This window comes from Streptomyces sp. NPDC005648, assembly GCF_040605395.1.
Classification (GTDB): domain Bacteria; phylum Actinomycetota; class Actinomycetes; order Streptomycetales; family Streptomycetaceae; genus Streptomyces.
The window spans coordinates 1-21,072 of the sequence record NZ_JBEXCS010000022.1; the positions used below are offsets into that span (position 1 = coordinate 1).

The following is a 21,072-nucleotide window of genomic DNA, read 5'->3' on the forward strand; positions in this document are numbered from 1 at the left end:
GTTCTTTGCAAGGTGCGTGCCGGACCGGACGCCACCTCCGTATGCCCCGTGCATATGTCATCGGCCGCCGTGGCGGCTGTGGTCAGCGTCCGCTCGGTCGCGGCTTGCCGCTGCCCTCCGCGAGAGCCCTCAGCCGCTCCAACTCGCGCCGGTCGCGCTTGGTCGGCCGGCCGGCGCCGCGGTCGCGGATGCCGATCGGGGCGACGGCCTCGCGCGGGGGCGGGGGCGGCGAGTTGTCGACGTAGCACTGGGCCGCCACCGGGGCGCCGACGCGCTTGCGGATCAGACGCTTGACGATCACGATCCGCTCCCGGCCCTCGTGCCGAAGGCGCACCTCGTCGCCCACCCGGACGGTGTGGGAGGGCTTCACGTTCTGGCCGTTCACCCGCACATGCCCGCCCTTGCAGGCGGTGGAGCCGAGCGAGCGCGTCTTGATCAGGCGCACGGCCCAGATCCAGCTGTCGACGCGCACGGGTTCGCCGTTCGCCGGGCCGGCCGCCTCGGCGGCGGCGACCGCGGCGGCGACCGCGGGGTCCACGGCCTGTGGCGCGCCGGAGCCCCGCCCGTTCTCGTCCTCGTCCTCGTCAGCCTCGGAAACCATGTCCTCGACCTTAGCCCTCTCGGGGCGGGTGCTTCGCGCGGATTTCGAACGCTACGGTGCGCCGTCCGGCTGGTCCGGTCCGCCGTTCCACTCGTACGGTCCGCCGCCGCGCCACTCGATCAGCTCGGGGTCGTCGACGGCGTGGTCCTCGGCGGGGAGGCCCGCCTGGTGCACGAAATCGAGCACGTCGAAGAGGCTGTACGCGGTACCCGTGCGCTCGCCATTGATCGTCACCGCCCGTCCGCCGTCCGCGTCCGGCGGGAGCACGACCACCGTGGCCTGCGTATCCATACCCCCAGCATGCGCCGGAACGGGAGCGTCGGCAGTTCGCTGCCGCGAGGAGTTCCCCGGCCCTACGGTGGACGCATGGACAGCCTCGCCGGGCTCGACGCCCGTGTCACCGGATGCCGGGCGTGCCCTCGGCTCGTGCAGTGGCGTGAGGAGGTCGGCAGGGAGAAACGGGCGGCCTTCCGGGACTGGACGTACTGGGCGCGGCCCGTGCCGGGCTTCGGGCCGCCGGATGCCTCGCTGCTGGTCATCGGGCTTGCCCCGGCCGCGCACGGCGGCAACCGCACCGGCCGTATGTTCACCGGGGACCGCTCCGGGGACGTGCTGTACCGAGCCATGTACGACGTCGGACTCGCCTCGCAGCCCACTTCCGTCAGCGCCGACGACGGCCTGGAACTGCGCGGCGTCCGCGTCACGTCGCCGGTGCACTGCGCACCGCCCGAGAACAAGCCCACACCGGGGGAGCGGGACACCTGCCGGCCCTGGCTGGTGCAGGAGCTGAAGCTGCTGCGGCCCACCCTGCGTGCGGTGGTCGTGCTCGGCGCCTTCGGCTGGCAGGCCGCGCTGCCCGCGTTCGCCGAGGCGGGCTGGGCGGTGCCCCGGCCCCGGCCCGTCTTCGGCCACGGCACGCGCGTACCGCTCGACGGCCTCGACCTCTTCGGCTGCTTCCATGTGAGCCAGCGCAACACCTTCACCGGCAAACTCACTCCCGAGATGCTGCGCGACGTGCTGCGCACGGCGGCGAAGACGGCGGGCCTGCCCGCGAGATGAGCGGCCGTCGGACGATCCGGGCCGCCGCGACCGGGCGCACCGATGGAGCGTCGACTCCTCGAACAGGACGGTCTCGTCGTCACATCCCGGCGTCACCGAACAGATGCCGCACGGTGGAACGGTAGTTGGCCTGGACGTGGTTCAGCGCGTGGGCGCGGGCGCGGTCCGGGTCGCCGGAGGCGATGGCCTCGTACAACTCGCGGTGCTCGGTGAGGAGTTGGGGCCACTCCTCGTTCTGCCGGGTGAGCCAGCGCAGCCGGCCGTCGACCGGTTCCATGACGGAGATCAGCAGGCTGTTGCCGGCCAGGGCGAGGATGCTGTCGTGGAAGCGGGTGTTGACGTCGGTGATCGTCTCGCCGTCCCCGGCCCGGGTGGCGGCTGCCGCGGTCTCCAGCAGCTCGCGCAGCTCGGCCAGGGCCTCGGGGGTCGCCCGGGACGCGGCCAGCCCGGCCGCGTAGACCTCCAGCGCCTCCCGCAGCTCGAAGAGCTCCTTGACGTCGGTCGGCGTCAGTCGTCGTACGACCGTGCGGCGCGCGGACTCGAAGAGGACGAAGCCCTCCGCGACCAGCGCCCGGATCGCCTCCCTGACCGGTACCCGGGAGACCCCGAACCGCTCGGCCAGCTCGCGCTCCACCAGCCGGTCGCCCGGCAGCAGCCGACCGGCGATGATGTCCTGCCGGAGGGTCGCCAGGACGCGCTCGCGGACCGCGCCGAGGGGTTCGATCTTCGTCGGGGAACTCATGAGCCCATCTTCGCCGACCCCGGGAGTGTTTTACGGAGCGTTAACGGCAACGACATCGGTCGGAACGGTTGACGGGGGGACCATGACCGCAGTTTGGTATACCAAACGCATTCGCACTCCGGCCCGTAGTCCTCCTCCTCCGTCCCGTCGCCCTGGAGGCACTGTGTCCCTCGCCGATCGCGCCGAAGCCACCGGCGCCCCAGCGTTCGTCCCCGACCCCCGCCTCACCAACGAAGACCTGGCACCCGCCGAGAAGCGGAACTGGAAGGTCTTCGACCTCTTCGCCATGTGGATGTCCGACGTCCACAACCTCGGCAACTACACCTTCGCCGCCGGCCTGCTGGTCCTCGGCATGAACGTGTGGCAGGTCTTCACCTCGCTCCTCGTCGGCTTCGTGCTGATCTACATCGGCATGAACTGGATGGGCAGGATCGGCCAGCGCCACGGCGTGCCCTTCCCGGTCGTCAGCCGCATCAGCTTCGGCGTCTGGGGCGCCAACATCCCGGCCCTGATCCGGGCCGTGATCGCCATCATGTGGTACGGCATCCAGACCTACCTCGCCTCGGTCGCGGTGAACGTGATGCTGCTGGCCGCCTGGCCGGGGCTGAAGTCCTGGACCACCCACTCCTTCCTGGGGCTCGACGCCCTCGGCTGGGTCTCCTTCGTCTCGCTGTGGCTGATCCAGGCCGTGATCATCAGCCAGGGCATGGAATCGGTACGCAAGTTCCAGGACTTCTGCGGCCCCGCGATCTGGCTCGTGATGATCGCGCTCGCCGTCTGGGTCCTGTGGAAGGCCGACTGGAGCATCTCGCTCACCTCCACCCCGCACCCGGTCTCCGTCGGCGAGCAGTGGCGGCAGTGGTTCGGCGCGATCGGCCTGATCCTGGCCACGTACGGCACGCTGATGCTGAACTTCTGCGACTTCTCCCGCTTCGCGCCGGACTACCGGACGGTCCGCCGCGGCAACTTCTGGGGCCTGCCCATCAACTCCACGGCGTTCGTGGTGGTTTCGGTGATCGTGACGGCGGGCTCGCTGGAGGTGTTCGGTACGGCGATCACCGACCCGGCGGAACTCGTCGCGAAGATCGGCAACACCTGGGTCCTGGTCGTCGCGGCGTTCACCTTCGCCGTCGCCACCATGGGCGTCAACATCGTCGCCAACTTCGTCTCACCTGCGTACGACCTGGCGAACGTCTGGCCGCAGAAGATCACCTTCAGGGTCGGCGGCATGATCAGCACGGTCGCCGCGCTGCTCGTCACCCCCTGGAACCTCTTCTCCAACCCCACGGTCGTCAACTACTTCCTCGGCGGCCTCGGCGCCTTCCTGGGCCCGCTGTTCGGTGTGATCATGGTCGACTACCACCTGATCAAGCGCGGTCGGGTCAACGTGGACGAGCTCTTCGACGCCCGCCCGGGCTCCCGCTACTACTACCGCAAGGGCGTCAACCCCAAGGCCCTGGCGGCGTTCCTGCCCTCGGCGGCGGTCGCGGCGGTGCTGGCGCTGGTGAAGACCTTCAGCGACGTGGCCCCGTACTCCTGGTTCATCGGCACGGCGCTGGCGGCCGGCCTCTATCTGGTGATCTGCCGCTCCGAGCGCAGCGCTCCCGCTCCGGTGGAGGTCTGACGGACGTGCGGATCGTCGTCACCAACTGCAACACCACGCAGGAGATGACCGAGGAGATCGTACGAGGTGCCCGGGCCGCCGCAGGCCCGGGCACCACCGTGCTCGGCCTCACCCCCGCCTGGGGACCGGAGTCGGCGGAGGGCTGGCTCGACAGCTACCTTTCCGCCGCCGCCGTCATCGACCTGCTGCGGACGTACGACGGCCCGGCCTACGACGCCGTGGTCATGGCCGGCTTCGGAGAACACGGGCGGGAAGGCGTACGGGAGTTGGTGGACGTCCCGGTGGTCGACATCACGGAGGCCGCCGCCCATCTCGCCTGTCTGCTCGGGCGGCGGTACGGCGTCGTCACCACCCTGGAACGGTCGTGCGGCCAGATCGAGGACAGCCTGGAGCTGGCCGGGGTCGGCCGCAACTGCGCCGCGGTCGTCGGCACGGGGCTCGGAGTCCTGGATCTGGGCGACCCGGACCGCACGGAAGCGGCCTTCCTGTCGGCGGCCGAGCGGGCGCGGGAGGCCGGGGCCGAGGTACTGGTGCTCGGGTGCGCCGGGATGACGGGGCTGCAACGGGTGGTGGGGGAGAAGCTGGGGATGCCGGTGGTGGACGGAGTGGGAGCCGCGGTGAAGCTGGCGGAGGGGCTGGTGGGCCTGGGGCTCGGGACCAGCAGGGTCGGGGCGTACGCGCGGCCGGTGCCGAAGCGGAGGATCTGGGGAGCGGGCGCGGGAGCGGTGGTGGAGCCTGGAGCGGACGGCTGAGAAGGACCCGGGCGCCGGGGCCGACCTGTGGCGGAACCGGGGAAGTTGTGGGGGCGCCCGCCGAGTGGACCGCGGTCCTCACCCACAATGATCCGCATGAACCTTCCCGACGGACTCACCCCGGTGGCCGACGGCCTCCACCTGTGGGCCCCGCAGCACACCGGCACCTGGGGCTTCGCCAACTGTCTGCTGATCACCTCCGGCGAGCGGGCGGCCCTGGTCGACACGCCCTACGACCGACCGATGACCGAGGCCCTGATCAGCGCCGCCCGCCCGGTCCTGCCGACCGGAGCCGCGGGGGTCGGGACGATCGTCAACACCCACGTCAACGGCGACCACACCTTCGGCAACGCCTGCTTCCCCGGCGCCGAGATCATCGCCACCAAGGCCGGCGCCGAGCACCTGTGCCACGAGCCGTCCCCGCAGCAGATGCACTTCCTCACCACCCGGACGCCGGCCGACGAGCCGCTGGGCTGGTACGCCCGCGAACACTTCGGCCGCTACTCCTACGAGGGCGTCGAGGCCGTGCCTCCCACGGTCACCTTCTCCGGCCGCCACGACCTCCGCGTGGGCGGGATCGAGGCCGAGCTGATCGAGGTGGGCCCCGCACACTCGGCCGGTGACCTGATCGTCCACTTCCCCGCCCAGCGGGTCGTCTGCGCCGGTGACGTCCTGTTCGCCGACGACCACCCCGTCCACTGGAACGGTCCGCTGGCCCGTGTCACCGCGGCCTGCGAGACGATCCTCGCCCTGGAGCCGGAGGTCGTCGTCCCCGGGCACGGGCCGGTGATGGACTTCGAGGACGTCCGGGACCAGATCGCCTATCTACGGCAGCTCGAAGCGCTGATCCACAGCAGGCACGCGGCCGGTGTCCCGGCGGGTGAGGCGGCCGCGGACATCCTGGACACCGGGTTCTACGACCACCTCGGCCTGCGGGAACGGATCGTGATCCTCACGGCGGTGGAGTACCGACACCTGGAGGGCGACACGGAGGACCCGGATCTGGTGGGTCTCGCCGCGCAGGCGGCGGGCTGGGCGTTCACCCACCGCGAGGAGAGCACGACCGGCACCTCCGCGACGACGGACTGAGGCACGCACCGGGCGACGACCGGTTGCCACGGCCGCCCCGTCCACCGGATACACCGGCGATCCGGGCTACGGCCGCCACACGTACCGCACATCCGGCTCCCGCTCCTCGTTCCCGCTGCCGTCCGTGTACTCGACGGCGACGAAGCCGTGGCGCTCGTAGAACCGGTGGGCGGGCTTGTTGACCTGGAAGGTCCACAGGTCCAGCCCCTCCGGACCGCGCTCCTTGGCCAGCCGGACGAACCGGTCGCCGATCCCGCGGCCCCGCCAGTCGGGGTCGAGATAGAGCTGGGAGAGTTCATGGAGCCGGGAGAGCTCGTCGTCACGCAGCACCATCACCCCCACGATCCCGCCCCCGCCCCCGGCATCCGCCACCCAGGTCTCCCGAAACGGCACCACCACGTCCCGGAAGTACTGCCTTACGTCGTCACCGGAGCGCGGGCTGACGACGGTCGGCAGGGCGGCGGCGAAGGAGCGCAGCCAGACGTCGGCGGCGGCGAGAGCGTCCGGCGCACCCGCCCGCCGCAGCACGACTTCGACGGACCCGGCGGTCATCCGGACACCTCCTCCGGAACGACCGCGGTGGCCGTGATCTCCACCAACTGCCCGCCGTAGCCGAGACACGCCACGCCGATGAGTGTCGACGAGTGCGGTCCGGCACTGAGCCCGGACGCCTCGACGACGTCCCAGACGGCGGACAGGTCGGCGGTGTGACCGCTCACGACATACACATCGGTGGCCACGACATGCGCCAAGTCGCTGCCTACGGCGCGCAGTTGCTCCTCCAGATTCAGCAGCGCCCGCTCGGCCTGGCGCACGGGGTCCCCGGGACCCACCAGCTTCCCCTCGGCGTCGAGCGGCACGGAACCGGCGAGAAACGCGAGCTTGGTGCCGGCCTCGACGACGGAGGCGTGGGAGTAGCGGGGTGGTGGGAAGAGGGCGGGAGAGGTGACGCGTCGGATCACGGGGGGCGGCTCCTTGGTCTGGTGGCGGCATGCGACCGGCCGTCGGCGGGAGACCGGGGGCCGGACGTGGACAACTCACCGATGGTCCGCCCCGCCGCCCGCTTCCGCATCCACATTTCCCCCGGCTCCCCGTCGCCTGCGCCGCACAGCGGCCCGCACCACGGCGGACCGCACCGCACCGATCCGCCGGGCGGCGGCAGCCGTCGCGGCTCTGAACTCCTCACTTCGCTCGGCGGCTTCGACGCGCTCGATGCGATAGAGGCGGAGCGGTGGCCCTGAGCGGTGCGGCCCCAGGCCCAGCAGCAGATCGGGCTCGCCGAGCAACCGCCGGACCAGCCCCGCCGGCCAGCCACGGGCCCGCAGCCGGCCCGCGGAGACATGCGTCCGGCGCGCCTCCCCCTCCCGCTCTCCCTGTTCCTTGTCGAAAGACGCCATCATGACCCCCGTCGTTACACTGAGTGACGACTCCATTGATAGCGCGCACCACTGACAATCACCCGGGCCGGACGCCCGGCACACGCGTCACTGCATTGATTGCGTTCATAAAGAACGTGGTCCATCCATGCGTCGTCATGCCCCGGTAATACGACCGCCCTCTACGCTGCAAGCCCGCGACCTACCGTGGGGACACACCCGAAGCCCGGCCGCCGTCGCCCGAAGGCTCACCCCCGCCCTCGACGAGACGACAGGAGCCCACTCCTCGTGTCCCGCACCGCCGCCCGCACCGGCCACCGGAACCGCACCCACGTCCTGCCCCCCTGGCTCGCCCACGCCCTGCGCGCCCAACGCGGTCCCGTGCCCTGGAGCGCCGTCACCCGGGGGGCGCTGTCCGCGGGGCCCCTTCTCCTCACCGCCGTCCTGCTCGACCGCACCTCTCTCGGTGTCGTGGCCGCCATCGCCGCCATGCTCGCCGGGATCAACGACCGGCCGGGGAGCCGGCGGACGGCCGTGAAGCGGCTCGGGGTGCCCGCGCTCGCCGGGGCGGCCGGGTTGTCGGTGGGGACGTATGCCGGGGCCCGTCTCGACGCCGTGGTGCTCACCCTGGTGCTCACCGGTGTCGGTCTGGTCGCCGGAGGTATCAGCGCGATCGGGCCCGTCGCCTCCGGTGCCGGGACGCAGTTGCTCGTCGCGTCCGCGATCGGGGCCGGGATGCCGTTGGCGGAGGAGGGGTGGTTGCGGGCCCTCGCGTTTCTCGCCGGAGCGGGGTGGCTGCTCGGGCTGCGGCTCGTACTGCCCACCCCGGGCGCCCTCGCCGGTGACTTCCGGTTCGACGGGGAGCGGGACGCCGTAGCCGCCGTGTACGACGCCATCGGTGACCTGCTCGACGCGGTCGGGTCCGAGGACGCGACCTCCCGGCGTGCCGCCCTGACGGCCGCGCTCGATCACGCGCAGGACGCCCTCGCCGGGCCCCGACTGCGGCGCTACGCCTCCTCGTCCGCCGAGCGGCGGCTGCACGCGCAGTACGCCGCCGCGCTGCCGCTCGCCGAGGCGGCCACCGCGCTGGCGTGGATCGGGGAGGCCGTCGGCGGGCGGGCGTCGGAGGGGCCTCGGCGGCTCGCCACCGCCGTACGGGAGAACACGCCCACCGGGCCGTTGCCCGCGCCGCGTCGCTCGGGCCCCGCGCTACGGGCGCTCGACGACGCCCTGTTGCGGGCCGCCGAGGCCTTCGACCGGGGCAAGGGCGGTGATCTGCACACCCGTAGGACGACCGTACGGAGTCTGCTGCACCGGGCCTTCGGGGCCGGCGGGCGGGAGTACGGGCTGCGGGTCGCCCTGTGCTTCGGGGCCAGCGCGGGCGTGGCACAGGCCCTGCACCACGCCCGTTGGTACGGGCAGCACGAGCACTGGTACTGGCTGCCCGCCACCGCCGTCTTCCTCGTCAAACCCGACCTCGGGCCGCTTGTCTCACGGGTGTTGTGCCGGGCCGCCGGAACGGTCCTCGGCGCGCTGCTCTTCGCCGGGTTCGCGGCCTTTCTGCCCCGGCCCGAGGGGCTCATCGCGCTGGTGGCCGTGAGCGGTGCGCTGATACCCGTCGCCACGCGGCACTTCGCCGCGCAGACCGCCGTCGTGACCGTGCTCGTGCTGGCGCTGGTGATGGTCGGCGGAGAGGCACAGGCCTCCGCCGGGCGGATCGGCGAGACGCTGCTGGCCTGCGCCATCGTCATCGTCGTCGGACATCTCCCGATGCCGGGGCAGCGGGGCGGGGGAGTACGGGCCCGGGTGGTGGCGGCGGGCGCCGCCGCGCACGCCTACCTCGCACACGTCCTGCGCGAGTCCCGGAGCGGTGGTGGCGTCGGCTCCGCGGATTCCGGCCTCGCCCCCGGGCGGCGCTCGCTCGCCGCCCCGGACTCCCGTGCCGCCCGCTGGACCCTGCGCCGTGAGGCCTACCGGACACTTGCCGAGGCCCGTACCGCCATCGCCCTCGCCGCTGCCGAACTCCCGCCGCTCGCCCGCCACTCGGAGGGGGCGGACGACGTCGTCTCCACGCTGGAGCGGCTGGTCGACGCGACGACCGCGTGCGCGGTGCATCTCGATGACGCGGGTCGGATCCTGCCGCGGGATCGCGAGCAGCTCGCCGAGTTGCTGGGGGAACTGGAGGAGGAGCGGGCGCAGACTGGGCTGCGACTGCCCGAGCCTCGGGCGCCGTTCATGGAAGACTGGCCGGAACTTCCGCACGGGCAGTCGAGGCTTCGAGGCAGCGCGGGCTGAACCCTGGGACAACCGGCCCACAGGACGTCGGCCGGTCGGGCGAACTCCCGGCCACGACGGTCACCCTCGCCGGCCGGCACGCCGCAGGCTGCCTCTGGCGCCGCACCCGGTGTCCTGTGCCCCGTCCAAGGAGACGCCCATGCCCAGACTTCCCCATCTGGCCCACCTCGCCACGGCCGCCGTCGCCCTCGGCGCGCTCGCCGCGGCCCCCGCACCCGGCGACGGGCCCGCCCTGTCCCGGCCCCACATCGTCGCCCACTTCGACCTGGCCGCCGGGCAGACACCGGAGAACATCGCCCTGGAACCCGACGGTTCCGCCGACCTGACCTTCGCCCAAGCCCGCCAGGTCGCCAACGTCCCGCTCCACGGGCCGACCCGCATCCTCGCGACCCTGCCCGCCGAGGCGAACCCGAACACCCCCCTCGTGCACGCCGCCATCGTCCTCGGCATCGCCCGCGCCCACGACGGCACGCTCTACGTCGCCTACGCCACCGGCACGAGCAAGACCGGCATCTGGCGTGTCGCACCCGGTGACCGGCCCCGCCAGATCGCGAAGCTGCCCGCCGACGGGCTGCCCAACGGCCTCGCGCTCGACGAGCGCCACGGTGTGCTCTACACCGCCGACTCCGTGCGCGGCACCGTCTGGCGGATCCCGCAGGAGGGCGGGACGCCGGTCGCCTGGGCGAGCGGAACGGCTCTCGACCCGGTGCCCTCCGGCAGCGGGTTCGGCGTCAACGGCATCAAGGTGCACCACGGCGACGTCTGGGTCTCCAACACCGACCAGGGAACGCTGCTGCGCATCCCCGTACGCCAGGACGGCTCCGCCGGCCCGATCGAGACGCGGGCGACCGGGCTCGGCGGGATCGACGACTTCGGCTTCGTGGGACGCCACGGCGACACCGTCCTCGCCGCCCTGAACAGCAGCAGCGAGGTCGCCCTGGTGCGGCCGGACGGCAGCCACACCGTCGTGCTCACCGCGGCCGCCGGGCTCTCCAACCCGACCTCCGTCGCCGTACGCGACCGGACCGTCTACGTGCCCAGCGCCGCGTACTTCACCCTGAAGGACCCGAACCTCCTCCTCGCCCGCCTCCACCACCGCTTCAGCGACTGACCCCACCCCCAACGGTGCGGACTTGGGGGCGGGTCTGGCGGGGGGCCTGACGGTGAGTCGGGCGGCGGGGCTTGGTGGTGGGGTCGGGCGTGTGGCGGCGGTCCGGCTGGATTCTGGGCGCGGGCCTGGCGGTGAGTCCGTCGTGGCCTGGCCGCGCGCCTTGCGGTGAGGTCGGCCGTGGGCCTTGTGGTGGGGCCGGGGCAGGTCCCACCACAAGGTCTGCGGTGTCTTTACGGGCCGACCCGTACCCACACCGGGGCGTGGTCCGAGCCCGGCTTGCCGTGGCGGTCCTTCGGGTCCGGGCCGACCGAGGGCAGGTGCGGGGTGCCGGTGCCGGGCGCTCCCGTTCCGGCCGCGGTCAGCCGGTGGACCAGACGGTGGCTCACCAGGATGTGGTCGATGAGCTCGCGCCGACCCGAGTTGATGCGGGAGTACCGCTGCTCGGGCGGTATCAGCGGAGCCACGTCCCACAGCCGCTCGGCGTCGCCCCCGTCGGGGCGGTCGTAACCCGGTGTGCCGATCTCGGAGCCGGGAGGGCCGAGCAGGATCTGGGTGGTGGCGGCCTGCACCTCGTCGTTCATGTCACCGACCACGGCGACATCCCGCGCCCGGCCGTCCCCGGCCAGCAGCTCGTCGGCGAGGGCCCGCAGGCTCGCGGCCTCGGCGGCGCGGCGGTAGAGGGCATAGGCGCCGTAGCGGGCGCGTTCGCCCTCGTCCTCGGGGAAGAAACGATTTCCCGGTGGATACTCCAGCAGCTTGGACTTCAGATGGGCCACCGCCACCCGCAGCGGACCGGCGTCCGTCGTCGTCTCGACGGCCAGGAAACCCCGCCCCGCGGCCGAGATCTCCGTGCCCGTGTCGTTCACCTGCACGGGCCGCAGCTTCGGCGGGAACGTGTTGGTGTCGGCGAGCACCTGAAGGGGCGTACGGCTGATGACGCCGACCCTGATGTGCCGGCCGTCCTCGTGTTTCGAGAGCGCGATGTGCCAGTCGCCGCCGACCAGGTCCACCAGGTCCTGCAGGGCGTCCGGATTCCCGACCTCCTGCACGCCGAGCAGCGCCGGATCGAGCTCCGTGACGACGGCCGCGAGAGAGGCGAGCTTGGTCCGGTACGTCGCCTCGTCGGGGGGCCCGCCGGGGTCGCCGGGCCGGAACAGGTTCTCCAGATTCCACGTGCCGAGGATCATGACAGGCCCCTTTCCAGAGCCGTCGGACGAGCGTGGGTGAAGCCCAGCGTCCTCGTCCGGCCATTTCCGCGATACAGCGATGACAGGATGCGCGGTCCGGCTCACCCGAGCCGACGACCGCGGCATACGTTGGCGGGATGACCGAGGCCCCCGCCAATCTCATCATCACCGGATGAACCGTCCTCGTGCACGACGATCAAGAACGGATCGGGTTCGAGGAGGACGCGGCGGTCTCGTACGGCACGGCCTCGTCGAGTCCCTCACGACGGCGTCCGCGGTGGCGGGCGCGGCCACGGCGGAGCGCCTCGACACCCGCGGCCGGATCGCCGAAAACCCGCCCACCGACGCCTGGTTCAACGACGCGCCACGGCACCGGGGCGCGGCCGCCGCCCAACTCGCCCATGAGCACGGCCTGTCGGTCCGGGCGCCGCACCCACGCGCGCAGCCGGAACGCCAACTCGCCCAAGGATCTCCTAGGGTGGCCCTCATGGATCCCGCCGACGGCCTCCTCGAGCACCCCTACGACGTCTACCGGCGCCTGCGCGACAGCGCGCCGGTGCACCGCATCACCGGCCCCGACGGCACACCCGCCTGGCTCGTCACGCGGTACGACGACGTGCGGGCCGCGCTCGCCGACCCCCGGCTGTCGCTGGACAAGCGGCACGCCACCGCCGGCACCTACAAGGGCTTCCAGCTGCCGGCCGCGCTGGAGGCCAACCTGCTCAACATGGACCCGCCGGACCACACCCGCATCCGGCGCCTGGTCGGCCGCGCCTTCACCCCGCGCCGGATCCAGCAACTGCGCGCGCCGATCCGCCGTACCGCCGACGGCCTGCTCGACGCTCTCGGCCCCAGCGGCACCACCGACCTGGTCGCCTCCTATGCCGCGCCGCTGCCCATCACCGTCATCTGCGACCTGCTCGGCATTCCGGAGGAGCACCGGCTGGACTTCCGGATCTGGACCGACACCCTCATCGCACCGGATCCGGCGGCCGGGCCCGAGGCGGCCAGGGACGCGGTGGTGGCCATGTTCGGCTACTTCACCCGGCTGCTCGCGGACAAGCGCAGGAGCCCCGCCGACGACCTGCTCTCCGACATGATCGCCGTGCGTGAGGAGGGCGACCGGCTCAGCGAGGACGAGCTGATGTCGATGACCTTCCTCATCCTCTTCGCCGGCTACGAGAACTCGGTCCAGCTCATCGGCAACGCGGTGCTCGCCCTGCTCCAGCACCCGGACCAGCTCGCCGCCCTGCGCCGCGACCCCTCGCGCCTCCCGACCGCCGTGGAGGAGTTCGCCCGCTACGAGAGCCCCGCCCTGTTCGCCCTCCGGCGCTTCCCGGTCGAGGACGTCACCCTCAGCGGCGTGACCATCCCCGCCGGCGAGACCGTCTGGGTCTCCCTGGCCGCCGCCAACCGCGACCCCTCCCGCTTCGCCGACCCCGACCGCCTCGACCTCGGCCGCGACGCCTCCGGCCATCTCACCCTCGGCCACGGCATCCACTACTGCCTCGGCGCGCCCCTCGCCCGCGCCGAGACCGAGGTCGCCGTAACGGCCCTGCTGGAGCGGTTCCCGGCCCTCTCGCTCGCGGACGAGGACCTGCGGTGGCGCCACTCCCTGCGTGCCCGCGGCCTGCTCGCGCTCCCGGTGACGTACGGGCAGAAGGGCTGAGAGCTGTACGCCCAGTGCGCGGACTGACACATTCCGTAAAGGAAATGATCGTACGGTTACGAGAACCTCACACTCCGCAGTGAACGAGTGTCAACTACGTCTCAGTCCCGCAACTGAGCGAGGCTTTCCGGCTCCCGAGGGCGTTAACTCCTACAAGCACAACGCTTTCTGGAGGTGCGAGATGGTGAACGGGCGAACCGTGCTCGAACGCTTTCCCGCAGGTGGGCCGCGAGGGTCGTGGCCGGCGGAGGAGTTCGCGCACGCGCGACGGCAGGAAGGACTGCCCGCCGAGGTCGTCATGGACCTCGCGACGGACACGTTCCTCGTCATCGTACGCGGCGACACGGCCGCGGACGCGGTCGCTTGAGGTGACGTCAGCCCGCCTTCGGGGCGGGCACCGGCGCCGTGAACTGTTCCGCCTGGAGCGAGTACAGCTCCGCGTAGATACCACCGCTGGCCAGCAGCTCGTCCGGGGTACCGGTCTCCGCCAGCCGGCCCTGGTCGAGGACGTGGACGAGGTCCGCGTGGCGCACCGACGCCAGCCGGTGGGTGATGAGGATCACCGTCTGACCGGTCGAGGCCAGGGCGCGGATCTTCTCGAAGACCTCCAGCTCGGCCCGTGCGTCCAGCGCAGCCGTCGGCTCGTCCACCACCAGGATGCGGCCGCGCCGATAGGCCGCCCGCGCGATGCCGAGCCGCTGCCACTGGCCACCGGACAGCTCGTGTCCACCGCTGAACTGGCGGGCCAGCAGGGTGTCCAGGCCGCGCGGCAGATCCGCCACCACGTCCTCGGCGCCGGCCTCGGCCAGTGAGCCGACCATCCGCTCCTCGGTCAGCGGCGCGGAGGAGCGGCCGATCGCCACATTGACCCGGGCCGTGAACGGCCAGCGCTTGAAGTCCTGCGCCACCATCGCGACCCGCTCCGCGAGTTGGTACCGGTCGGCGGTGGCCGTGTCCACGTCGTCCCACAGGATGCGGCCGCTGTCCGGCGTGTACAGGCCCGCCAGCAGTTTGACCAGGGTCGTCTTCCCGGAGCCGTTCTCGCCCACCAGCGCCACGATCCGCCCGAGGGGGACGGTCAGGGAGACGTCGTCGAGGGCGGGGCGGGTCGACTCACCCGGATAGCTGAAGGAGACGTGCTCGAAGCGGATCTCCCTCGGCTCCTCGGGGAGCGCCTCGCCGCCGACCGGGATGGCCCGTTCGGCCGCCTCCACGTACAGCCGTTGCAGATCGCCCACGAACAGGGCGTCCTCGTGCAGCGAGTTCACCGCCACGACCAGGTTGTCCAGGCTCGACGAGCCCGTGCGGATCGCGATGACGGCCGTACCCGCCACCGACAGGGCCATCGCGCCGGTGAGCAGCAGTCCGGCGAGCGTCGCGTACGTCGCCGCGGTCGCGATCCCCGTCCACGCCGACGCGATCACCACGGTGCGCGCCGCCAGCCGGGCCAGCCGCGCCTGCTCGGTCTCGGCGGTCTCCGCCATCGCGTGGTAGTGCCGCAGCAGGAAGGGGCCGACGCCGTGCACCCGGATCTCGGGCGCCGCGTCCGGTTCGGTGAGCAGACTGCTGAGGAGGTGGCTGGCGCGTACGTGCTGCACCCAGGTGTGCCACGACTCGTAGTGCCGTCGCGCGTTCGTCAGCGCGCCCCACGCGGTCGGGAGGGTCATCGTCGCCAGCAGCGGGAGCAGCACCGGATGCAGCACGGTCAGCACGCTCGCCGCCGCGACCAGGGAGATCAGCGCGCTCACCACCCGGGTGGCGTACGAGATCATCCGCCGCGCCGATCCGGCGCCGTACTGGGCGGTGTCCAGCAGCTTGTGGAAGGCGTGGTCCTCGATCGCGGCCAGTTCCACGGCCGCCGCCCGCTCCAGATACAGCTCGGTGGCCACCCGCTCCACCTTGGGCTCCAGGCGTCCGGTCGCATACGTCGACGCGGCCCGCAGCAGAGCCCCGACCAGCGCTACGACGGCCAGCACGGCCAGCACCGGTACGGCGCCGCGCAGCCGGTCGCCGATCGCGCCGCCGCCGATCAGCCGGCCCAGCACGCTGTTCATGGCGAGCAGACTCACCGCCTGCGCCGCGCCCCGGCCCACCTCGGCCGCCAGCACGACCCGAGCCGCCCGCCGGTCCGCCTGCCAGGCCAGCCGGCAGCTCGCCCCCAGCAGGGCCGGCAGCCGCGTCACCATGGCCCGGAAGCTCAGCTCCAGAAACGCGTCGGTGTGCTGATTCCACCCCATGTCATAACGTAACGGCCCCCCGAACAGCAGCTCCTCCGACTCGGACACCCCGACCCGCTCACCCCGCCGTCCCCGCCTCTTCAGCCATCCCAGCCCCCGCCGGCCCGAGCTCCGTGTCTCCCGCGGGCCGGTGGAGGGGCCGGGGCCCGGGCCCGGGATCGGGATTTCTTCGGGTTCTTCCGAGTCGCGCGGTGCCCTGCGCGGGTCCGGGTTCCGCGGCTCTTCCAGGTGGTCCACGCCCCCCGCCGTTTTCCGCGGGGCCGGGCTTCCGGTCTCCTCCGGCTCACCCGCGTCCCGCGCTGCTTCCCGCCGGTCCGAGGCCGAGTCCGAGGCCGAGTTCCGTGTGTTCTCCCGGCCGCCGGAGGCCTGCGGCTTTCCCCGGGCGCGCCGGCCCCGCGATATCCCCACCCCTGACCCCCGGGTCCTCCTCGCCATGGAGAGCCACTATCGCGGGACCCGGCCGCGGCAGGCAGGGCGCAGGCGGGAAGTGGGGCGAGCGCGCGGGCGTACGCCTTGGAAGGGGCGGTCGCCGAGGGCGGAAAGCCGGAGCCTCGGCGCCGGATGCACGCCCGCGGGTGGCGCCGGATGCACGCCCTTGGGTGGAGCCGGGCGGCACCCGTCCGGTACCCCCGATGTTTACGCAACCATCATGGCCGTACGGCTATGCGATGACAGGTCGCGACCACGTCGGTGTCGTGCCCGTCACCCGGCACAGGGCCAGGTAGAGCGGGATCGGCGGGGTGTACGGAAGGGTGCCGTCCGGCTTGTGGATCAGGCCGGGGACCGCCGGGGCGTCCGGAACAATCGCCCCGGCGGCGTACTGGGCGGGGGCCGGCCACTCGAGGGCGTAGTCGGAGTCGGACGGGACGAGCCACCACCAGTGCGCCTCATCGGCGTAGACGCACCCCACACGTGGCAGCCTGGGCATGACCAGCGGGCCGAAGCGGGCGGGTACCGCCACCGCGTCGATCCCCAGCGGGGCCGTCATCCCGTCGGGCACGGCCAGCCTCCGGGGCCTGCCCGCGCCGTGCAGCCCGCGCTTGAGGCGGACCAACGTGTCCAGGTGCATGACCTGGCCGCCGGACGCGGCTCTCACCCCCGCCCCCCGTCCCGGGTCGGCTCGGCGGGCGAGACCCCCACGGCCCCCGCGCCTCGCGTCCCGTGCTGTCCGTCCGCCTCGTCGCCGTCCTCCGGGCCGTCGGCCGGTCCCGGCTTGGGACGGGCTCCCCACCCCAGGTCGTTTCGGGGCCCCCAGCCCAGCACATTGGGCGGCGTGTCCACCTTCGCGGGCGCCGCCGCCGACGGTGCCGGGAGCCCGACCGTGCAAGGTCCGCAGACGTGCCGGGGCTCGTCCGCCTGACGTGGCAGCTCCGCCCAGACCAGCAGTCCGGGGCCGTGTTCATGAGCGCCCCACGCGTGACAGAGCGCGTCGATGAGAAGCAACCCCCTCCCGTGCTCCTCCTCGGGCCGGGCCCGCGACGGGTGGGGCGCACCCGGCGCACATCCCTCGTCACGCACGGCTATCCGCACCAGGTCCGCGCCGTCGTGCAGCTCGCAGACGATGAGGCTGCTCGCGGTGTGCACGAGGGCGTTGGTGACCAGCTCGGTGACCACGAGAACCGCCGTGTCGCAGATGTCCTCGCACACCGACCAGCCGTTCAACCGGGCTCGCGTCAGGCGTCTGGCCTGCGCGGGAGAGCCCGGATGTGCGGCCAGCTCGAACCGGAACCGGCGCTCGGCAGCGGCCCCGACGGGGCCTGCTCCCGCGGCGGCACCGTGGCCGTGGTGGCGGCCTCCGGCGGCGTCTGTTCCTAAGGGCGCGGACGGAATCACGCTTGCCACTATCGCCCCGGCGTGAACACTTGGCAAGTGTCACTCTGAAAATTGCAGAGTGCGGTGTGACGAAGTGGATGGCCATGGCACACTGCTCGCAACAGCACGTCGAGCGGCGCCAGTTGAGATCAGCGCAGATCCGGTACGGAACCGTACAGATCTTCGAATAGGTCTTCGAATGGCGCCGTATGGCTGTCAGCATGCATTCGGGATTTTCCGTGTACGGACGGTCAGTGGGAGGTGGAGGGTGAGCGAGCCGCGGTCCGCGCCGACGGTCGGTCAGGTCGTCCTCGGTCGGCGCCTGCTGGACCTGCGGGAACGCGCGGGGCTCAAACGCGAGGAGGCCGCCAAGGTCCTGCGGGTCGCCCCCGCCACCGTCCGCCGTATGGAGATGGCCGAGGTCGCCCTCAAAATCCCTTATCTGCAACTGCTGTTGAAGTCCTACGGCGTCTCCGACGAGGAGGCCGAGACCTTCGTGCGGCTGGCCGAGGAGGCCAACCGGCCCGGCTGGTGGCAGCGGTTCCACGACATCCTGCCCGGCTGGTTCTCCATGTACGTCAGCCTGGAGGGCGCCGCCTCCCTCATCCGCTCCTACGATCCGCACTTCCTCCCCGGCCTGCTGCAGACCGAGGACTACGCGCGCGGAGTGCTGAACTCGGGCGCCATCGGCCAGACCCGGCCGGAGGACATCGAGCGCCATGTCGCCCTGCGCATACAACGCCAGGAACTGCTCACCCGTCCCGACGCGCCCCGGTTCTGGGCCGTGTTCGACGAGACCGCGCTGCGCCGCCCCGTCGGCGGCCCGGAGGTGATGCGTGCCCAGATCGACAGACTGCTCGAGGCGACGAAGCTGCCCAACGTGACGCTGCAGGTCGCGCCGTTCCTCAACGGCCCGCACCCCGGTACGTTCGGGCCCTTCGTGCTGTTCCGATTTGCCATGTCAGAACTGCCGGACATGGTCTACAGCGAGTACCTGACCGGCGCCGTCTACCTGGACGCGCGCGCCGAGGTGGCGACCCACCTCGAGGTCATGGACCGCATGGCGGCGCAGGCCGCTACGGCACAACGCACGAAGGAGATCCTCCTGGATCTCCGCAAGGAGCTGTGAATGGATCGCATCAAGGCGCGCAAACACGTCTACAACGGCATGCCCGCACGGGAGTTGGGCAGCGAGGGCTGGCACAAGCCCTGGAGCGGTGGCAACGGCGGCAACTGCCTGGAGGCCATGAAGCTCGCCGACGGCCGGATCGCCGTCCGGCAGTCCACCGACCCGGACGGTCCCGCGCTGATCTACACCACCGACGAGATGACGGCGTTCATCGAGGGCGCCAAGGCGGGGGAGGCCGACTTCCTGCTGTCCTGAGCCACTGAACCGACGTGGCGCTGTGTTGTTGGTGCTGAATTGATTGGGTGCGTTAATCATGGTTGAGATCGACACAGGCAAGCCGCATCAGGCCCGGACGGGCCGCAGACCCTAGCTTTTCGAGGGTCGGGTGCCGGGCGCGTGCGGTGGCAGCGCCCGGCACAGTGCTTCCAGGGCCGCCGTGTACGCGTGTTCCGAGGGTGTCGCACAGCCCACGACCAGCCCGTCCCCGGCGTCCATGTCCGCTTCCGGATGCCGGAACGCGGCCAGTCCGTCCAGGGCGACACCCTGCCGGGCCGCCGCCTTGACGGCGGAGCGTTCGGTGCCGGGCGGCAGCCGCAGCACCGCGTGCAGGCCCGCCGCGACACCGGTGACCTCGATGTGCGGCGCGTGCTCGGCGAGCGCGGCCACGAGGCGGTCACGGCGGCTCCGGTACCGCTGCCGCATACGCCGTACATGACGGTCGTACGCCCCGCCGGTGATGAACTCGGCCAGGCTCAGCTGGTCCAGGACGCTCGCCCATGCCTCGCGCTCGCCCTTGGCCGCGAGCACGCCGCCGACGAACCGCTCCGGGAGCACCAGCCAGCCGAGCCGCACGGCCGGTGACAGGCTCTTGCTGACCGAGCCCAGCAGGATCACCCGGTCGGGGTCGAGCCCCTGAAGGGCGCCGACGGGCCTGCGGTCGTAGCGGAACTCCCCGTCGTAGTCGTCCTCCAGCACCACACCGTCACGCGCGCGTGCCCAGTCGACGACGGCGGCCCGCCGCTCGGCGTGCAGCGGCCCACCGGTCGGGAACTGGTGCGCGGGCGTGAGCAGTACGGCCCGCTCCCGCCCCAACCGGTCCACCCGCGCCCCGTGCCGGTCCAGCGGCAACGGCAGGGTCCGTACGCCCGCGCCCGCGAGCAACTCCCGGTGGAACGGCAGCCCGTACGCCTCCACGGCCAGCGGCCCGCGCAGCACACCCCCGGCGAACAGGAGCCGCAGGCCGTGCGCGAACCCGGAGCAGACCACGATCCGGCCCGGCTCGGTCCGCACTCCACGCGCGCGTGCCAGATACTCCGTGAGCGCCTCGCGCAACTCGACGCGTCCGGCGGGATCGCCGGGCCCGAACACCTCGTTGGGCGCCTGCTGCAGAGCCCGCCGGTAGGAGGTCAGCCAGGCCGCGCGGGGGAAGGCGGAGGCGTCCGGGGTGCCCTGACGCAGATCGTGGCGGGGGGCGGGCGTCGGGCGGTCCGCCGGGTCGGCCTTCGGGGATGTTCCGCCGTTCACGGCGCCCCGGGCGGGGTGCCGCAGCGGCTCTGCCCGTTCGGCGACCCTCGTCCCCGACCCCTGCCGCGCGGTCAGCCACCCCTCCGCGACCAGCTCCGCGTACGCGTCGGCCACCGTGTTGCGGGCGACACCGAGGTCGGCGGCGAGCGAGCGGTACGGCGGCAGCCGGGTGCCCGGAGCGAGCCGCCCACCGCGCACGGCCTCCCGCAGCGCCGCGATGAGCGCGGCCCGCCGCCCGCCCGTCCCGGCCAGCTCCAGATGGAGGTCGGCCCCGATCCGCTCCGCGGAATTGACCCACGATCTCGCCATGGAAATGCACCCTACAAGGGGTCTTTCACCCTCGTAGCGTGGACCACATGAACGCGAACCCGCATGTGAACACGACGCTCCCGGCACCGCGCACCCGCCTCGACCTCGCCAAGGCCGCACCGAAGGTCTTCCGCGCCCTCATCGGCTTCGACGCCGCCGCCCGCGAGGGCCTCGACCCCTCCCTGGTCGAACTGATCCAGATCCGTGCCTCGCACCTCAACCACTGCGCGTACTGCCTTCACATGCACACGAACGACGCCCGCAAGGCCGGCGAGAGCGAGGACCGGCTGCACATGGTCGCCGTCTGGCGCGAGGCCCGCCACTTCTTCACCGAGCGGGAACAGGCGGCCCTCGCCCTGACGGAGGCGGTGACATCGGTCGCCGACGCGGGCGTCCCCGACGACGTCTACACCGAGGCTGCCACCCACTTCACCGAGGAGGAACTGGCCCATGTCCTCGCCCTGATCCTCACGATCAACACCTGGAACAGGGTGGCTCTCTCGACCGGCAAGGTGGCGGGCACGGACGAACGCCGCCGGTGACCGACGGCCGCCGC

General features: G+C 72.3%; 22 protein-coding genes. 11 read left to right on the top strand and 11 right to left on the bottom strand.

Annotated elements, in window-relative coordinates:
* Positions 1 to 82 precede the first annotated feature (82 nt).
* Together ABZT17_RS15395 and ABZT17_RS15400 are read right to left on the bottom strand one after the other, a co-directional pair.
* Positions 83 to 601 carry an RNA-binding S4 domain-containing protein gene (locus tag ABZT17_RS15395; RefSeq protein WP_356348616.1) on the bottom strand — a complete coding sequence of 173 codons (519 nt, stop codon included), beginning with the start codon at positions 599 to 601 and terminating at the stop codon, positions 83 to 85.
* Positions 602 to 652: 51 nt separating this feature from the next.
* A complete protein-coding gene (locus ABZT17_RS15400; protein WP_356348619.1) occupies positions 653 to 892 on the bottom strand; it encodes a hypothetical protein in 240 nt (79 codons plus the stop codon).
* 75 nt (positions 893 to 967) lie between these two features.
* Between ABZT17_RS15400 and ABZT17_RS15405 the strand changes: the two genes are divergently transcribed.
* Positions 968 to 1,660: a uracil-DNA glycosylase gene (locus tag ABZT17_RS15405; RefSeq protein WP_356348621.1), complete on the top strand. Its 693-nt coding sequence runs from the start codon at positions 968 to 970 to the stop codon at positions 1,658 to 1,660.
* A 79-nt stretch (positions 1,661 to 1,739) separates the two neighbouring features.
* Here the strand turns inward: ABZT17_RS15405 and ABZT17_RS15410 are convergent, their stop codons facing one another.
* Positions 1,740 to 2,402, bottom strand: coding sequence for a GntR family transcriptional regulator (locus ABZT17_RS15410; protein WP_356348623.1), 663 nt, complete (start codon positions 2,400 to 2,402; stop codon positions 1,740 to 1,742).
* A 163-nt stretch (positions 2,403 to 2,565) separates the two neighbouring features.
* Between ABZT17_RS15410 and ABZT17_RS15415 the strand changes: the two genes are divergently transcribed.
* The 3 genes from ABZT17_RS15415 (at position 2,566) to ABZT17_RS15425 (ending at position 5,867) form a co-directional block, all read left to right on the top strand.
* Positions 2,566 to 4,026 carry an NCS1 family nucleobase:cation symporter-1 gene (locus ABZT17_RS15415; protein WP_356348625.1) on the top strand — a complete coding sequence of 487 codons (1,461 nt, stop codon included), beginning with the start codon at positions 2,566 to 2,568 and terminating at the stop codon, positions 4,024 to 4,026.
* A gap of 5 nt (positions 4,027 to 4,031) precedes the next feature.
* Positions 4,032 to 4,778, top strand: a complete 747-nt coding sequence (locus tag ABZT17_RS15420; RefSeq protein ID WP_356348627.1) for an aspartate/glutamate racemase family protein — start codon at positions 4,032 to 4,034, stop codon at positions 4,776 to 4,778.
* 96 nt (positions 4,779 to 4,874) lie between these two features.
* On the top strand, positions 4,875 to 5,867 hold the full coding sequence (locus tag ABZT17_RS15425) for an MBL fold metallo-hydrolase (RefSeq protein WP_356348630.1): 993 nt from the start codon (positions 4,875 to 4,877) through the stop codon (positions 5,865 to 5,867).
* Positions 5,868 to 5,933: 66 nt separating this feature from the next.
* On the opposite strand, the gene ABZT17_RS15430 is transcribed toward ABZT17_RS15425, so the two are convergent.
* The 3 genes from ABZT17_RS15430 to ABZT17_RS15440 form a co-directional block, all read right to left on the bottom strand.
* Entirely contained in the window at positions 5,934 to 6,419 is a 486-nt protein-coding gene (locus ABZT17_RS15430) for a GNAT family N-acetyltransferase (RefSeq protein ID WP_356348632.1), read from the bottom strand.
* The gene (locus tag ABZT17_RS15435; RefSeq protein ID WP_356348635.1) at positions 6,416 to 6,829 is read right to left on the bottom strand and encodes a RidA family protein; all 414 of its coding nucleotides are present in this window, start codon (positions 6,827 to 6,829) and stop codon (positions 6,416 to 6,418) included. The genes ABZT17_RS15430 and ABZT17_RS15435 overlap by 4 nt, the downstream gene beginning before the upstream one ends.
* 75 nt (positions 6,830 to 6,904) lie before the next feature.
* On the bottom strand, positions 6,905 to 7,267 hold the full coding sequence (locus tag ABZT17_RS15440) for a hypothetical protein (RefSeq protein WP_356348637.1): 363 nt from the start codon (positions 7,265 to 7,267) through the stop codon (positions 6,905 to 6,907).
* A 264-nt stretch (positions 7,268 to 7,531) separates the two neighbouring features.
* Here ABZT17_RS15440 and ABZT17_RS15445 point away from each other — a divergent pair, with 264 nt between their 5' ends.
* Positions 7,532 to 9,538 carry an FUSC family protein gene (locus ABZT17_RS15445; RefSeq protein ID WP_356348639.1) on the top strand — a complete coding sequence of 669 codons (2,007 nt, stop codon included), beginning with the start codon at positions 7,532 to 7,534 and terminating at the stop codon, positions 9,536 to 9,538.
* Between the two features lie 139 nt (positions 9,539 to 9,677).
* A complete protein-coding gene (locus tag ABZT17_RS15450; RefSeq protein ID WP_356348641.1) occupies positions 9,678 to 10,649 on the top strand; it encodes a hypothetical protein in 972 nt (323 codons plus the stop codon).
* A 230-nt stretch (positions 10,650 to 10,879) separates the two neighbouring features.
* On the opposite strand, the gene ABZT17_RS15455 is transcribed toward ABZT17_RS15450, so the two are convergent.
* Positions 10,880 to 11,836: an endonuclease/exonuclease/phosphatase family protein gene (locus ABZT17_RS15455; RefSeq protein ID WP_356348644.1), complete on the bottom strand. Its 957-nt coding sequence runs from the start codon at positions 11,834 to 11,836 to the stop codon at positions 10,880 to 10,882.
* Between the two features lie 487 nt (positions 11,837 to 12,323).
* Here ABZT17_RS15455 and ABZT17_RS15460 point away from each other — a divergent pair, with 487 nt between their 5' ends.
* Together ABZT17_RS15460 and ABZT17_RS15465 are read left to right on the top strand one after the other, a co-directional pair.
* Entirely contained in the window at positions 12,324 to 13,505 is a 1,182-nt protein-coding gene (locus tag ABZT17_RS15460; protein WP_356348822.1) for a cytochrome P450, read from the top strand.
* A 181-nt stretch (positions 13,506 to 13,686) separates the two neighbouring features.
* The gene (locus ABZT17_RS15465) at positions 13,687 to 13,872 is read left to right on the top strand and encodes a hypothetical protein (protein WP_356348646.1); all 186 of its coding nucleotides are present in this window, start codon (positions 13,687 to 13,689) and stop codon (positions 13,870 to 13,872) included.
* A gap of 7 nt (positions 13,873 to 13,879) precedes the next feature.
* Here ABZT17_RS15465 and ABZT17_RS15470 read toward each other — a convergent pair whose 3' ends face one another.
* The 3 genes from ABZT17_RS15470 to ABZT17_RS15480 form a co-directional block, all read right to left on the bottom strand.
* On the bottom strand, positions 13,880 to 15,742 hold the full coding sequence (locus tag ABZT17_RS15470; RefSeq protein ID WP_356348648.1) for an ABC transporter ATP-binding protein: 1,863 nt from the start codon (positions 15,740 to 15,742) through the stop codon (positions 13,880 to 13,882).
* Positions 15,743 to 16,403: 661 nt separating this feature from the next.
* A complete protein-coding gene (locus tag ABZT17_RS15475) occupies positions 16,404 to 16,811 on the bottom strand; it encodes a hypothetical protein (protein ID WP_356348824.1) in 408 nt (135 codons plus the stop codon).
* Between the two features lie 23 nt (positions 16,812 to 16,834).
* On the bottom strand, positions 16,835 to 17,584 hold the full coding sequence (locus tag ABZT17_RS15480; RefSeq protein ID WP_356348650.1) for an ATP-binding protein: 750 nt from the start codon (positions 17,582 to 17,584) through the stop codon (positions 16,835 to 16,837).
* 238 nt (positions 17,585 to 17,822) lie between these two features.
* Between ABZT17_RS15480 and ABZT17_RS15485 the strand changes: the two genes are divergently transcribed.
* Together ABZT17_RS15485 and ABZT17_RS15490 are read left to right on the top strand one after the other, a co-directional pair.
* Positions 17,823 to 18,683 (top strand): helix-turn-helix transcriptional regulator, encoded by an 861-nt coding sequence (locus ABZT17_RS15485; protein WP_356348652.1) that lies wholly within the window; start codon positions 17,823 to 17,825, stop codon positions 18,681 to 18,683.
* The gene (locus ABZT17_RS15490; RefSeq protein ID WP_356348655.1) at positions 18,684 to 18,938 is read left to right on the top strand and encodes a DUF397 domain-containing protein; all 255 of its coding nucleotides are present in this window, start codon (positions 18,684 to 18,686) and stop codon (positions 18,936 to 18,938) included.
* A gap of 111 nt (positions 18,939 to 19,049) precedes the next feature.
* On the opposite strand, the gene ABZT17_RS15495 is transcribed toward ABZT17_RS15490, so the two are convergent.
* Complete coding sequence (locus ABZT17_RS15495) at positions 19,050 to 20,516, bottom strand: PLP-dependent aminotransferase family protein (protein ID WP_356348657.1); 1,467 nt, start codon at positions 20,514 to 20,516, stop codon at positions 19,050 to 19,052.
* Between the two features lie 47 nt (positions 20,517 to 20,563).
* Here ABZT17_RS15495 and ABZT17_RS15500 point away from each other — a divergent pair, with 47 nt between their 5' ends.
* Complete coding sequence (locus ABZT17_RS15500) at positions 20,564 to 21,058, top strand: carboxymuconolactone decarboxylase family protein (protein ID WP_356348659.1); 495 nt, start codon at positions 20,564 to 20,566, stop codon at positions 21,056 to 21,058.
* Positions 21,059 to 21,072 lie beyond the last annotated feature (14 nt).

Bases quoted from the DNA above. Each gene is read 5' to 3' on its own strand.
- ABZT17_RS15395 (WP_356348616.1), bottom strand. From the start codon at position 601: ATGGTTTCCGAGGCTGACGAGGACGAGGACGAGAACGGGCGGGGCTCC.
- ABZT17_RS15400 (WP_356348619.1), bottom strand. From the start codon at position 892: ATGGATACGCAGGCCACGGTGGTCGTGCTCCCGCCGGACGCGGACGGC.
- ABZT17_RS15405 (WP_356348621.1), top strand. From the start codon at position 968: ATGGACAGCCTCGCCGGGCTCGACGCCCGTGTCACCGGATGCCGGGCG.
- ABZT17_RS15410 (WP_356348623.1), bottom strand. From the start codon at position 2,402: ATGAGTTCCCCGACGAAGATCGAACCCCTCGGCGCGGTCCGCGAGCGC.
- ABZT17_RS15425 (WP_356348630.1), top strand. From the start codon at position 4,875: ATGAACCTTCCCGACGGACTCACCCCGGTGGCCGACGGCCTCCACCTG.
- ABZT17_RS15430 (WP_356348632.1), bottom strand. From the start codon at position 6,419: ATGACCGCCGGGTCCGTCGAAGTCGTGCTGCGGCGGGCGGGTGCGCCG.
- ABZT17_RS15440 (WP_356348637.1), bottom strand. From the start codon at position 7,267: ATGATGGCGTCTTTCGACAAGGAACAGGGAGAGCGGGAGGGGGAGGCG.
- ABZT17_RS15450 (WP_356348641.1), top strand. From the start codon at position 9,678: ATGCCCAGACTTCCCCATCTGGCCCACCTCGCCACGGCCGCCGTCGCC.
- ABZT17_RS15455 (WP_356348644.1), bottom strand. From the start codon at position 11,836: ATGATCCTCGGCACGTGGAATCTGGAGAACCTGTTCCGGCCCGGCGAC.
- ABZT17_RS15460 (WP_356348822.1), top strand. From the start codon at position 12,324: ATGGATCCCGCCGACGGCCTCCTCGAGCACCCCTACGACGTCTACCGG.
- ABZT17_RS15465 (WP_356348646.1), top strand. From the start codon at position 13,687: ATGGTGAACGGGCGAACCGTGCTCGAACGCTTTCCCGCAGGTGGGCCG.
- ABZT17_RS15470 (WP_356348648.1), bottom strand. From the start codon at position 15,742: ATGGGGTGGAATCAGCACACCGACGCGTTTCTGGAGCTGAGCTTCCGG.
- ABZT17_RS15475 (WP_356348824.1), bottom strand. From the start codon at position 16,811: ATGCACCTGGACACGTTGGTCCGCCTCAAGCGCGGGCTGCACGGCGCG.
- ABZT17_RS15490 (WP_356348655.1), top strand. From the start codon at position 18,684: ATGGATCGCATCAAGGCGCGCAAACACGTCTACAACGGCATGCCCGCA.
- ABZT17_RS15495 (WP_356348657.1), bottom strand. From the start codon at position 20,516: ATGGCGAGATCGTGGGTCAATTCCGCGGAGCGGATCGGGGCCGACCTC.
- ABZT17_RS15500 (WP_356348659.1), top strand. From the start codon at position 20,564: ATGAACGCGAACCCGCATGTGAACACGACGCTCCCGGCACCGCGCACC.